This is a genomic window from Micromonospora sp. NPDC051227, from assembly GCF_044455385.1.
Classification (GTDB): Bacteria; Actinomycetota; Actinomycetes; order Mycobacteriales; family Micromonosporaceae; genus Micromonospora.
In genome coordinates, this window is record NZ_JBITET010000011.1 from 29,948 (window position 1) to 42,218 (window position 12,271).

Consider the following 12,271-nt stretch of genomic DNA (forward strand, 5'->3'; position numbering starts at 1 on the left):
GGTCGCGACTGCGGTGCCTGGCCGCGCTGCACTCCGCGCGCTCACGGTGCCTCCGTCCCGGTGACGGGCAGCTCGGTGAAGAAGCAGGTCCGGTGCCCGGTGTGGCAGGCCGCGCCGACCTGGTCCACGCTCACCAGCAGCGCGTCCCCGTCGCAGTCCAGGGCGACCGACCGCACGTACTGGTGGTGCCCGGAGGTGGCGCCCTTGACCCAGTATTCGCGGCGGCTGCGCGACCAGTAGGTGGCCCGGCCGGTGGTGAGGGTGCGGTGCAACGCCTCGTCGTCCATCCAGGCGACCATCAGCACCTCACCGGAGTCGTGCGCGCGCACCACGGCGGCGACCAGACCGTCGGCGGTGCGGCGCAGCTGGGCCGCGATGGCCGGGTCGAGCCGGGACGGGCGCGCCGACGCGGGCGCGGCCAGCTCGTTCGGATCGCTGGGGACGCCGGTCACCGGCGGGTCAGGTACGGGCACAGTCACCAATTCTCCCGCACGCGGCGCGGGCACCGCCGACCGCTCCCGGCAGAGCTGCGACGAGGGCCCGGACTGCGACAAGGGCGCAGAGTGCGGCGGGGGCCCGGCCGGACGGGCCAGTTGGGCGACGTAGCGGTCCAGCCGGCCGTCGACCAGGGCGGCGGCCAGGTCCGGGCCGGCCGTGTCGGCGATCTCCTCGGCGTACGGCCGGATCAACGGCAGCGTGCCGGCGACCAGCCGTACGGCGGCGGCCCAGAGCTGCCCGGTGGCGCCCGGGCGCAGCCCGAGGCAGAGCAGCATGTCCGTCCGGTAGCCGGGTGGGGCCACCGGGAGTTCCAGGGCCGCCGCGAAGGCCGCCCGGCGGGAGTGGACCCGCACGGACGGGTTGGCCGGTCGCAGCACCGACGGGCAGAGCCGCGCCAGGTCGGCGACGGCGAGCCGGATCCCGAGGCGGTCGCCAGCCGCGCGGGCGGAGGCGGCCTTACCCAGCGTGGCGATCATCTCTTCCAGTCGGGGTGGCTCGGCGGGCTGGCAGAGCACCGGCAGGTCGATCCGGGGCCGCCAGTGCGGGTCGGCCCAGAGCAGCCGCGCCGGCGCGGTGACCGGCAACCCGAACGCCCAGTCGGCCGGTTCGCCCAGTCGGTGCACCCAGGACCGGATGTCCCGGGCGGCCACCGAGACATGAGTGACCTGGCCTGCGGACTCGTCCAGGTAGGCCCGGCGGGCCGCGTAGGGGGCGCCGCCGACCAACACGTCGAGGTCGACGTCGCTGTGCGCCGTGGCGGCGCGGCGGGCGTGGCTGCCGCGCAACAGGATGCCGACCACCGGCCGCTCGGCGGCCTGCCGCAGCCGCGCGGCCCAGTCTTCAAGAAAACCGCTATCCGGTAACGGAGCGTGACCCACCGCGCCATCGTGCCGTACGTCCGATCGGCGCGCAATGCCCGTTGCCGGACTTCGTGTCCGGTCCGGAGCCTACTGCCCGTTCTCGCGCTCCGCGCGACGGTCGACCGCCGGACACGGTGCGGGCGTTGCGCGCGGTGCCGTATTTCATCTAGCGTTGAGTTCAACAGGTGATGAGTTTCTCTGGAGGTGCGTGATGGACGATGCGATAGCCGTCCGAGACCTGGTCGTGGACCGGGGTGGGCGGCGGGTGCTGGACAGCATCAGCTGCCGGGTCCCGCGCGGCGCGGTCACCGGGCTGCTCGGCCCCAGCGGCAGTGGCAAGACCACGTTCATGCGGGCGGTGGTCGGGGTGCAGCTGGTCGGCGGCGGGACGGTCACCGTGCTCGGCCAACCGGCGGGCACCCCCGCGCTGCGGCACCGGGTGGGCTACCTGACCCAGGCCCCGAGCGTCTACGCCGACCTGACCGTCCGGGAGAACGCCCGCTACTTCGCGGCCCTGTACGGGCGCGGGCGCGTCGAGGCCGACCGGGCGATCAGCGATGTCGGGCTGGCCGAGGCCGCCGGTCAACTGGTCGGCACCCTCTCCGGCGGTCAGCGCAGCCGAGCCTCGCTGGCGTGTGCCCTGGTCGGGGAGCCGGAGCTGGTCATCCTCGACGAGCCGACCGTCGGCCAGGACCCGGTGCTGCGGGCCGACCTGTGGGCCCGGTTCCACACGATGGCCGCCGCCGGCACCACCCTGCTGGTGTCCAGCCACGTGATGGACGAGGCGGCGCGCTGCGACCAACTGCTGCTGATCCGCCAGGGGCGGTTGATCGCCGACGACAGCCCCGCCGCGATCCGCGCCGCCGCCGGCGTGGACGACCTCGACGAGGCGTTCCTGCGGCTCATCCGGGCCGGCGAGGCCGCCTCCACCAGCACCGAAGAGACAGCCGCACGGGAGACAGCATGAACGCGCGAATTCTCGCCGCCACCACCGGTCGCATCCTGCGTCAGCTCCGGCACGACCGGCGGACCATCGCGCTGCTCGTGGTGGTGCCGGCCGTCCTGCTCACGCTGGTCTACTTCATGTACGCCGACCAACCGACCCCGCCCGGCCAGCCGACGACCTTCGACCGCATCGCGCTGGTGATGCTCGGCATCTTTCCCTTCGTGATCATGTTTCTGGTGACCAGCATCGCCATGCTGCGGGAACGCACCTCGGGCACGCTGGAACGGCTGCTCACCACCCCGCTGGGCAAGCTCGATCTGCTCTTCGGGTACGGCATCGCGTTCGGGCTGGCCGCCGCCGTGCAGGCAGCCGTCGCCGCCGCGGTGGCGTACTGGATCTTCGATCTGGAGACCGCTGGCAGCATCGGGCTGGTGATCGGGATCGCCGTGCTCGACGCAGTGCTCGGCGTCGCCCTCGGGCTGCTGTGCAGTGCCTTCGCGCGCACCGAGTTCCAGGCAGTACAGTTCCTGCCAGTCGTGGTGATCCCCCAACTGCTGCTCTGCGGGCTGTTCGTGGCCCGCGACCAGATGGCCGGCTGGCTCCAGGCGCTCAGTGACGCCTTCCCCCTGTCGTACGCCATCGAGGCGTTGCAGGAGGTCGGCGCCCACGCCGAACCGACCGGCCGGATGTGGCGCGACGTCGCGGTGGTGTTCGGCGCGGTGGTGCTGGCGCTGGTGCTCGCGGCGGCCACCCTGCGCCGACGCAGCGGCTGACTCCCAGAGCCGGGGGCGGCGGCCAGCGCGGCAGCCGACCCCGGCGTGGGCCGGGCCGGCCCACCACGGGCCGAGGCGGACGAACGAAAGGCGGCGATGACGCGGCGGACCGGCCGGCGACCCGGCAACCCGGGCACCCGGGAGGCGATTCTCGACGCGGCGCGGACGGCGTTCGCCGAACGTGGCTACGACGCCGCCTCGATCCGCGGCATCGCCGCTACGGCGCAGGTCGACCCGGCGCTCGTGCACCACTACTTCGGCAGCAAGGACCAGCTCTTCCTGGCCGCGATGAACTTTCCGGTCGACCCCGGTCAGCTGGTGCCGAAGGTGCTCGCCGGCGACCGGGACGGCGTCGGTGAGCGGATGGTGCGCATCTTCCTCGGCGTCTGGGACTCCCCGACCGGCAGCGCGGCACAGGCACTGCTGCGCTCCGCGGTGAGCAACGAGTGGACCGCTCGACTGCTGCGTGAGTTCGTCACCACCCAGGTGCTGCGCCGGGTGCTGGAAAACCTCGACGTCGACCCGGTCGAGCTACCGCTGCGGGGCTCCCTGGTGGCCACCCAGATGATCGGCCTGGCCATGATGCGGCACGTGGTGCGCCTTGAGCCGGTCGCCTCCGCGGACCCGGAAACCCTGGTGGCCGCGATCGGCCCCACGATCCAGCGTTACCTCACCGGCCCGCTGCCAAGCTGACCCGGCAGCGCCGCCCCGCCCCAGCCCCGCGCGCCGATCTTGCACTTACTGTCCCGACCAAAGGGATATACCACGCATAAAGACAACCGAAAGTGCAAGATCGGCGCGGGGCTGGGGCGGGGTCAGCGTGGGGGGCGGGCGTTGGCTGTGGGTTGCAACGGGGGCAGCAGTTGGGGCAGCTCGGCCGGGTCGGCCACCGGGCCCGGGAAGGCCAGCCGGACCCGACGCCGGGCACCGGGTCGGCCGAGGGCCACCACCAGCCCGTAGCGGTCGATGCGCACCACCCGGGGCGGCCCGTCCGGTGTCTGCTCGGTCAACCCGAGCTGCCGGCGCAGGTACTCCGTCACCTGGGCGCCGTGGCAGTCGGCGAGTTCGGCGAGCAGGCGGGCCTCGACCGGGTGAACCGGGTCCGGCTCGGCCTCGGCGTACTCCACCGGGTCGATCCGGTGCACGACGCCGGCCCGCTCCCAGCGGACCTCGACCACCTCGAAGCGGAACAGCCGGAACCGGGTGCCCAGGTCGAGCAGGTCGCCGGTCGGCTCCACAGCGGCGAACTCGACCGCCGCGTGGCGGGCCTCGTCGCCGCGCAGCTCGGCCGCCCAGCCGGACACCCAGGCGCGACCCAGGCCGGGCGCGCCGGCGGCGGGCGGCAGGTCGAGCACGTCGAGCACCACCGCGACGTCGCTGACCCCGGCGGCCGGTTGCAGGGCGGCGGCCAGGTGGCTGGCCACCGGCACCAGCAGCAGCACCCGTCCGTCCGAGTCGGTGACGTGCCGGGCGTGGTGCGGACCCGGCCGGTGGGCCAGGTGCACGAGGCCGGGCAGGCGGCCGGCGACGAGGGTACGGACGATCTCGGCGGAGTTGGGCCGCATTGGCGCGACCTCCTTCAGAGGTTAGGCTTACCTAACCCGGAGCCTAGAGCACCCGCCCGTCGACGTCCACCACACGGCCGCACCTCACCGGGTCTGTTCCAGCCAGGAGGCGTAGAGCAGGCCGTACACCGAGTCGGCGTCGCGAACCAGCTCGTCGTGCGGGCCGCGCTGCACCACCCGGCCCCGGTCCACCACGATCACCTCGTCGGCGGCCTGCGCCGTGGAGAGCCGGTGCGCGATGGCGAGGGTGGTCCGGCCCCGGGTGACCGCGTCCAGCGTGCGTTGCAACCGCACCTCCGTCGCCGGGTCCACCGCGCTGGTCGCCTCGTCGAGCACCAGCAGGTCCGGGTCGGCCACGTACGCGCGGGCCAACGCGACAAGCTGCCGCTCCCCGACGCTGAGCGCCTCGCCGCGCTCCCCGACCGGAGTGTCCAGGCCCGCCGGCAGACCCTCCAGCCAGTCCGACAGGCCCAGCTCGGTGAAGGCGGCGCTCAACTGCTCGTCGGTCAACTCCGGCCGGGCGAACCGGACGTTGTCCCCCACCGTCGCGTCGAAGAGGAACCCGTCCTGCGGCACCATCACCACGCGGGAGCGCAGCGAGTCGAACCGGACGTCGGTCAGCGGCACCCCGGACAGCAGCACCGCCCCGGCCGACGGGTCCATCAGCCGGGTCAGCAACTTGGCGAACGTGGTCTTGCCGCTGCCGGTCTCACCGACCACCGCCACCCGGCTCTTCGCCGGGATCTCCAGGTCGATGTCGTGCAGCACCGGCGGACCACCCGGATAGGCGAACCGCACACCGGAGAACCGGATGTCCAGCGGCCCGCCCGGCAGCTCCCGCCCCTGCTCCCCCGGGTCGGCCACATCCGGGGCGACGTCCAGCACGTCCAGCACCCGACGCCAACCGGCGATCGCGTTCTGCGCCTCGTTGAGCACCTCGGTGGCGATCTGCACCGGCTGGATGAACAGCGTCACCAGGAAGAGGAACGCGGTCAGCTGGCCGATCGACAGCGTGCCGTCCACCCCCAACAGCACGCCGAGCACCACCACGCCGGCCAGCGCCACCCCCGCCGCCAACTCCCCGACCGAGCTGCCCACGATGCTGATCCGGATCGCCCGCTGCTGCGCCAGCCGCTGCCGGTCGATCGCCTCGTCCAGCCGCCGCTCGGTGCGCCCGGCGATCCCGTACGCCCGGATCACCGGCGCGCCCACCACGCTCTCGCCGATCGCGCCGAGCAACGCCCCGGTGCGTTGACGCACCGTCGCGTACGCGCTGCCGAGGCGACGTTGCAACTGCCGGATGACGAACACCGCCGGCAGGAACGCGGCCAACACCACCACTGTCAACTGCCAGGAGTACGCCAGCATGACGGCGGTGGTGACCACCAGCTGACCGAGGTTGACCAGCAGGATCACCCCGCCCCACTGGAGGAACTGGGTGATCTGGTCCACGTCGCTGGTGACCCGCGAGACCAGCGAACCGCGCCGCTCCGACTGCTGGTGCAACATCGACAGGTCGTGCACGTGACGGAACGCGCGCGTCCGGACGTTGGCCAGCGCCGTCTCGCTGACCGTGAACAGCCGGCGCATCATCAGGTAGCCGCAGATCGTGGTGATCGTCAGGATCGCCGCGGTGATCGCCACCACCGTCCAGACCACGTTCAGATCCAGACCACCGACGAGGCCCCGGTCGATGCCCTGCTGCACGGCGACCGGCACGGCAACCCGACCGACCATGTAGACCAACGCCAGGGCCAACGTGGCGGCCAGACCGATCCGTAGCTCCGGCGAGAGCGCCAGGCCCCGACGCAGGGTCTGCCAGGTCGTCTCCTGCCGGGCCTCCGGCGTGTCACTCGTTTCCGTAGTCGCGCTCACCGGTCCACCTCGATCTCCAGGCCCGACGGCAGCGGTGCCACGTCGTCGCCGTAGGAACTTTCCTGTGCCCGCTCCACCTCGGCCTGCTCGTAGGCGGTGACCAGGTCGACGTAGCCGGGCACGGTGGCCAACAACTCGCTGTGGGTGCCCCGGGCGACCACCCGTCCCTGCTCCACGTAGATGACCTCGTCGGCGAGCGCGATGGTGGCCCGGCGGTACGCCACCACCAGGATCGACGCGGCCGGAACTCCCGCCTGCGTGGTCGACGACCGCAGCCCCGCCAGGATGGCCGCCTCCACTCGAGGATCGACCGCGCTTGTCGCGTCGTCGAGCACCAGCAGACGCGGTCGACCGGCCAGCGCGCGGGCCAGGGTGAGCCGCTGCCGCTGACCGCCGGAGAGCGAGGTGCCCCGCTCGCCGACCATGGTGTCCAGACCATCGGGCAGCGCGGCGACGAACCCGTCCGCCTCGGCCAGCCGCAGCGCCGCCCAGACCACCTCGTCGTCGACACCGGGCCGGTCGAGGGCGATGTTGGCGCGGACCGTGTCGTCGAAGATGAAGGGCACCTGGGCGACCAGGGCCACCGTGCCGGCCAACGACGCGGAGGTCAGCTCGCGCACGTCCACGCCGTCCAGGCTCACCGTGCCGGAGTCCGGGTCGACGAGGCGCACCGCCAGCGAGGCGATGGTGGACTTGCCGGCGCCGGTCGGCCCCACCAGGGCCACCGTCTTACCGGACGGCACCGTGAAGCCGACCTCGCCGAGGACCTGCGCGCCGGGTGGGTGTGCTTCGGCCGGCGGGTAGGAGTAGTGGACGTCGGTGAAGGTGAGGGTGGCCGGGCCGGCGCCGGCCGGGTCGAGCACCCGCTGCCCGTACGGCATCTCGCCGGTGGCGTCGAGCACCCGGCGCACCCGGTCCCAGCCGGCGACGCTGCGCGGCAGCTCCGCCAGCACCCAACCGATGGCCCGCACCGGGAAGGCCAGCACGGTGAAGAGGAAGGCCACGCTGACCAGCTCGGTCACGCTGATCGCGCCCTGGCGCAGCCGGAACGCCCCGACCACCAGTACGGCCAGGGTGCCGAGGCTGGGCAGCGTCTCCAGCAGCGGGTCGAAGATGCCGCGCAGCCGGCCGACCGCGATCAGCGAGTCGCGCAGCTCACCGGCGCGGCCCGCGAAGCGGGCGGTTTCCTGGGCCTCGCGGCCCATCGTCTTGACCACCAGGGCGCCGTCGAAGCTCTCGTGGGCGATGCCGCTGACCTCGGCGCGCAGGCGCTGCGCCCGAGCCTGCCGGGGGGCCATCCGGCGGGAGTAGACGACGTTGAGCGCGAACAGCGCGGGGAAGACCGCGAGCCCGACCAGGGCGAGCGCCCAGTCGGTGGCGAAGAGCGACACGATCGCGCCGACCAGCATCACCAACGTGCCGACGGCGAACGGCAACGGCGCGATCGGATACCAGGCCGCCTCCACGTCGGAGTTGGCGTTGGAGAGGAGGGTGCCGGTGGAGTTGCGGTGGTGCCAGGACAGCGGCAGCTCCAGGTACCGACGGGTCACCCTGCGGCGGTAGGAGGCCTGGAGGCGGTACTGCATGTAGCCGGCGCCGAGCCGGCGGCCGAAGATGCCCGCCACGCGCAGCACGCTGATCCCGAACAACGCCGCCGCGGCCAGTGCCAGGGTGCCGGCGCCCACCTCGCCGCGTTCGATGGCCGGAAGCGCCACCTCGCCGATGACCGACCCGACGACCCGGGCGCTCACAATGATCATCCCGCCGAAGAGCACGCTGCCGACGACCGCTACCGCGAAGATCCGCGGCTGCTCACGGATCGCCTGCCGCAGGACCCCCAGCCCTCGACTGAGAACGTCCCGACTTGTCTTGCTCGCCACGCTCTCCCCCGCCGTAAGCCGCAATTATCTCCCTCATCCTTACCGGTCGGGGCCAGTGCCGCCGACCCTGACTGGATATGTCGACCATCACGTACCGGACGGCGGCGTGCCGCAGGCGCGGACCGGCGTCCGTTGTCGCGCGTCGGCGGGCCAGCGGGCCTACGATCGGGCCATGCCGCGGTACGCCCGAGCCGAGCGCGAGGCGCTGGCCGATCTTCTACTGGCCCTCGGGCCGGACGCCCCGACCATCAACGAGGGTTGGGCGACCCGTGACCTCGCCGCGCACCTGGTGCTGCGGGAGCGCCGTCCGGACGCGGCGGGTGGGATCGTGCTGCCGCCGCTGCGCGGCTATTCCGAGCGGGTCCGTCGGCGACTCGCCGCACGGCCCTACCCCGAGCTGGTGGCACAGGTGCGCCGACCGCCGCTGTGGAGCCCGGTCAGCAACCCGCTGACCGACGAGTTGGCGAACACGATGGAGTTCTTCATCCATCACGAGGACGTCCGGCGGGCCGGGTCCGGGTGGCAGCCACGCGATCTGCCCACCGGCCTGCAGAGCGCGCTCTGGAAACGCGCGGCCCCGATGGCCCGGCTGGCACTGCGGCGCTTTCCAGCCGACCTCTACGTGCAGGCGCCGGGCCACGGTGAGGTCTCCCTCGGTCGCGGTGGTGAGCCACTACGCCTGGTCGGCCCCCCGGCCGAGCTGGTGCTGTTCTTCTCGGGCCGGCAACGGGTGGCCCGGGTCCAACTGAGCGGTTCTGGGGAGGCGGCTCGGCTGCTGCGCGCCGCCAACCTGGGGATGTAACTGTGTGTGCGTAAGTGGTCACGGATCGACTGTGGAATTTCCCACACCCAGCGAAACACGCTGATACCTCCTCCCGTACGCTTCACCGCGCCGCTCCGCGCCGGGCGGCACGGAGTGGGGGCACACTGTGCGGGACTTCGCGATTTCGGCGCTGCGGGAACCCCCGTTTCCCACGGGGCGCCACGGCGCCACGGACCGAGTGGCGATTGAGAGCATCGAATGGGCGCGCGCGTTCGGGCTGGTCGATTCCAGCCAACGCGTACACCGCCTGGAGCGGGCCGACGCCGCCGGACTGGCCGGCCGCGCCTGCCCGGACGGCTCGGTGGAGGGCGTGCGGCTGCTCACTGACCTGATCAGCTGGCTCTTCGTGATGGACGACGCCTGCGACGAGGACGGCCTCGGCGCCGACCCGGCCCGACTGGGCCCGGCGATCAGCACCCTGCTCGACGTGCTGGACCGGTGCGGTGACCCGTACGTCGTACCGCCCGCCGTCGGGCCACTGGGTGACGCGCTGCACGACCTCTGCCGCCGGACCCGACTGCACGATCACGCTGGGCTGCTGCTGCGATTCGTCAGCCAGATGCGCGAGTACCTGTTGGCGCTGCTCTGGGAGGCGGGCAACCGGGAACGTCGGCGCGTACCCGAGGTGACGGAGTACGTGCAGCTACGCCGGCACATCGGCGGCGTGCACCCCTGCCTCACCCTGACCGACCTGGCGTCGACGCGGCCCTCCGGGCCGGCCCAGCGCGCCAACCCGGGGCTGGTCGCCCTGGACCTGCTGGCGGTGGACCTGGTCTGCTGGTGCAACGACCTCTTCTCCTACGGCAAGGAGAGCCAGACCGACCCGGACGCGCACAACCTCGTCACGGTGCTCGCCAAGGACAGCGGCGCGGACGAGGTGACAGCGCTCCGGAGTGCGGCACACCGGTTCAACCAGGGGTTGGCGACATACCTGGACGCGGAGGAGGCGCTGCGCGCCGCCGGCGACGACGCGATCAGCGACGCCCTGGCCGCGCGGCGCAACTGGGTCCGGGCCACCTACGACTGGTCAGTGGTGGCTGCCCGGTACGCCTGATCGGCCGTACCGGTTGGTGGGATGGGCCGGCCGGACGATCACCAGGGCTAGCCGATGCACGGCAACAGGCAATACTCTTCGGTAACCATCATGACGTGACGACCGTCACGCCACCACCCCCGAAGGCGGCTACAGCGATGGCTCTCGATGTACCGTACCGCTCCATCCCGGACATGTTCCTCAAGCGCGTGGCGGCCACCCCCGACCGGTTCGCGTTCGCGTCCCCGAACTCCGACGACTCGGGGCCCGTCTGGCTGACCTGGGCGCAGGTCGGCCAGCGCGCCAAGGCGGTCGCCGCCGGCCTGCACGGCCTGGGCGTCGGCCAGGAGGACCCGGTCGCGATCCTCGCCAACACCCGGCTGCAATGGGTGATCGCCGACCTCGGCATCATGTGCGCCGGCGGCGCGACCACCACCGTCTACCCGACCACCGAGCCGGCCGACGCGACGTACATCATCGCCGACTCCGGGTCGAAGGTGCTGTTCGCGGAGAACCCGGCCCAGGCGGCGAAGATCGCCGGGGCGTCCCTGCCCGCGCTCACCCACGTGGTGCTCCTCGACGGCGCCGTCGACCCGAACGCCGCGATCGCGCAGTTGACGCTCGCCGACCTGGAGGAGCGCGGCACCCAGGCGCTGGCCGCCGAGCCGGAGCTGATCGACATGCTGGTGGCCGGCATCGGCCCGGACCACCTGGCCACCCTGATCTACACCTCCGGCACCACCGGCCAGCCCAAGGGCGTCGAGCTGCTGCACGGCGGCTGGTGCTGGGAGGCCGTGGCGCAGGCGGAGGTCGGGCTGCTGCGCGACGACGACCTGCAGTACCTGTGGCTGCCGCTGGCCCACTCGTTCGGCAAGACCCTGCTCTGCGGCGCCATCCACGTCGGCCTGCCCACCTACGTCGACGGGCGGGTGGACAAGCTGGTCGACCTCCTCTCGGTCATCCGTCCAACGCTGATGTGCGGCGCTCCCCGGGTGTTCGAGAAGGTCTACAACAAGGCCGTGACCACCGCGCAGGGCGCCGGCGGCGCGAAGGCGAAGATCTTCGGCTGGGCGGTCGGCGTCGGCAAGGAGAAGGTCACCCTGGAGCAGGCCGGCAAGCCGGTGCCGGCCGGGCTGAAGCTGCGCTACGGGCTGGCCGAGAAGCTGGTGTTCAGCAAGCTCCAGGCCCGCCTGGGCGGCCGGATGCGGGTGCTGGTGTCCGGCGCCGCGCCGCTCAGCCCCGAGATCGCCACCTTCTTCGCCGCCGCGAACCTGCCGATCTCCGAGGGCTACGGCCTGACCGAGACCAGCGCCGGCAATTTCGTCAACCCGCCGGCCGGGCTGCGGATCGGCACCGTTGGCCGGGCGATGGGCGACCTGGAGTGCAAGATCGACACCGACGGGGAGATCCTGGTGCGGGGTCGGCCGGTGATGCGCGGCTACCACAACCTGCCGGAGGAGACCGCCGCCTCGTTCACGGAGGACGGCTTCTTCCGTACCGGTGACATCGGCACGCTGGACGAGCAGGGCTACCTCCGCATCACCGACCGCAAGAAGGACCTGGTCAAGACCTCGGGCGGCAAGTACATCGCGCCGTCGCACATCGAGGGGATGTTCAAGGCCATCTGCCCGTACACCTCGCAGGCGGTCGTCGTCGGTCAGGCCCGCAACTTCTGCACCATGCTGGTCACCCTGGACCCGGACGCCATCCGGGGCTGGGTCGCCGGCGGCCCCCTCGAAGGGCGCAGCTACACCGAGATCGTCGCGTCGGCCGAGGCCCAGACGATGGTCGAGGAGTACGTCGCCCAGCTCAACGCCAAGCTCAACCGCTGGGAGACGATCAAGAAGGTGGCCATCCTGCCGCGCGACCTGACGATCGAGGACGGCGAGATCACCCCGTCGTTGAAGATCAAGCGGCGTGGGGTGGAGAGCAACTTCGCCGCCGAGATCGACAAGATGTACGCCGGCACCCTCGCCGAGCTCTGAGCCGACCGGGGGTCCCGTGCCCGGCGCCCCGCC

10 protein-coding genes and 1 pseudogene are annotated in these 12,271 nt (G+C 72.3%); 6 read left to right on the forward strand and 5 right to left on the reverse strand.

The window, feature by feature from the left end:
• Positions 1–41: 41 nt before the first annotated feature.
• Positions 42–473 carry a phosphoribosyl-AMP cyclohydrolase gene (gene hisI, locus ACIA47_RS24095; RefSeq protein WP_396710957.1) on the reverse strand — a complete coding sequence of 144 codons (432 nt, stop codon included), beginning with the start codon at positions 471–473 and terminating at the stop codon, positions 42–44.
• A gap of 216 nt (positions 474–689) precedes the next feature.
• Positions 690–974, reverse strand: a pseudogene (locus ACIA47_RS24100) (phosphoribosyl-AMP cyclohydrolase); the annotation flags it as partial.
• 595 nt (positions 975–1,569) lie between these two features.
• On the opposite strand from ACIA47_RS24100, the gene ACIA47_RS24105 reads away from it, so the two are divergent.
• From ACIA47_RS24105 to ACIA47_RS24115, 3 genes are all read left to right on the forward strand, one after another.
• Entirely contained in the window at positions 1,570–2,325 is a 756-nt protein-coding gene (locus tag ACIA47_RS24105) for an ABC transporter ATP-binding protein (protein ID WP_396710847.1), read from the forward strand.
• On the forward strand, positions 2,322–3,077 hold the full coding sequence (locus tag ACIA47_RS24110; RefSeq protein ID WP_356979646.1) for an ABC transporter permease: 756 nt from the start codon (positions 2,322–2,324) through the stop codon (positions 3,075–3,077). Before ACIA47_RS24105 ends, ACIA47_RS24110 begins: the two co-directional genes overlap by 4 nt.
• A gap of 96 nt (positions 3,078–3,173) precedes the next feature.
• Positions 3,174–3,770: a TetR family transcriptional regulator gene (locus tag ACIA47_RS24115; protein WP_112582721.1), complete on the forward strand. Its 597-nt coding sequence runs from the start codon at positions 3,174–3,176 to the stop codon at positions 3,768–3,770.
• A 122-nt stretch (positions 3,771–3,892) separates the two neighbouring features.
• Here the strand turns inward: ACIA47_RS24115 and ACIA47_RS24120 are convergent, their stop codons facing one another.
• From ACIA47_RS24120 to ACIA47_RS24130, 3 genes are all read right to left on the reverse strand, one after another.
• Complete coding sequence (locus tag ACIA47_RS24120; RefSeq protein ID WP_396710848.1) at positions 3,893–4,642, reverse strand: DUF2470 domain-containing protein; 750 nt, start codon at positions 4,640–4,642, stop codon at positions 3,893–3,895.
• 84 nt (positions 4,643–4,726) lie between these two features.
• A complete protein-coding gene (locus ACIA47_RS24125) occupies positions 4,727–6,517 on the reverse strand; it encodes an ABC transporter ATP-binding protein (protein WP_203124181.1) in 1,791 nt (596 codons plus the stop codon).
• Positions 6,514–8,397 (reverse strand): ABC transporter ATP-binding protein, encoded by a 1,884-nt coding sequence (locus ACIA47_RS24130; protein WP_396710849.1) that lies wholly within the window; start codon positions 8,395–8,397, stop codon positions 6,514–6,516. Before ACIA47_RS24130 ends, ACIA47_RS24125 begins: the two co-directional genes overlap by 4 nt.
• Before the next feature lie 172 nt (positions 8,398–8,569).
• Between ACIA47_RS24130 and ACIA47_RS24135 the strand changes: the two genes are divergently transcribed.
• From ACIA47_RS24135 to ACIA47_RS24145, 3 genes are all read left to right on the forward strand, one after another.
• Entirely contained in the window at positions 8,570–9,199 is a 630-nt protein-coding gene (locus ACIA47_RS24135) for a TIGR03085 family metal-binding protein (RefSeq protein ID WP_396710850.1), read from the forward strand.
• A gap of 199 nt (positions 9,200–9,398) precedes the next feature.
• Complete coding sequence (locus tag ACIA47_RS24140; protein WP_396710851.1) at positions 9,399–10,274, forward strand: terpene synthase; 876 nt, start codon at positions 9,399–9,401, stop codon at positions 10,272–10,274.
• A gap of 137 nt (positions 10,275–10,411) precedes the next feature.
• Complete coding sequence (locus ACIA47_RS24145; RefSeq protein WP_396710852.1) at positions 10,412–12,238, forward strand: AMP-dependent synthetase/ligase; 1,827 nt, start codon at positions 10,412–10,414, stop codon at positions 12,236–12,238.
• Positions 12,239–12,271 lie beyond the last annotated feature (33 nt).

Bases quoted from the DNA above. Each gene is read 5' to 3' on its own strand.
- ACIA47_RS24120 (WP_396710848.1), bottom strand. From the start codon at position 4,642: ATGCGGCCCAACTCCGCCGAGATCGTCCGTACCCTCGTCGCCGGCCGC.
- ACIA47_RS24110 (WP_356979646.1), top strand. From the start codon at position 2,322: ATGAACGCGCGAATTCTCGCCGCCACCACCGGTCGCATCCTGCGTCAG.
- ACIA47_RS24115 (WP_112582721.1), top strand. From the start codon at position 3,174: ATGACGCGGCGGACCGGCCGGCGACCCGGCAACCCGGGCACCCGGGAG.
- ACIA47_RS24135 (WP_396710850.1), top strand. From the start codon at position 8,570: ATGCCGCGGTACGCCCGAGCCGAGCGCGAGGCGCTGGCCGATCTTCTA.
- ACIA47_RS24145 (WP_396710852.1), top strand. From the start codon at position 10,412: ATGGCTCTCGATGTACCGTACCGCTCCATCCCGGACATGTTCCTCAAG.
- ACIA47_RS24105 (WP_396710847.1), top strand. From the start codon at position 1,570: ATGGACGATGCGATAGCCGTCCGAGACCTGGTCGTGGACCGGGGTGGG.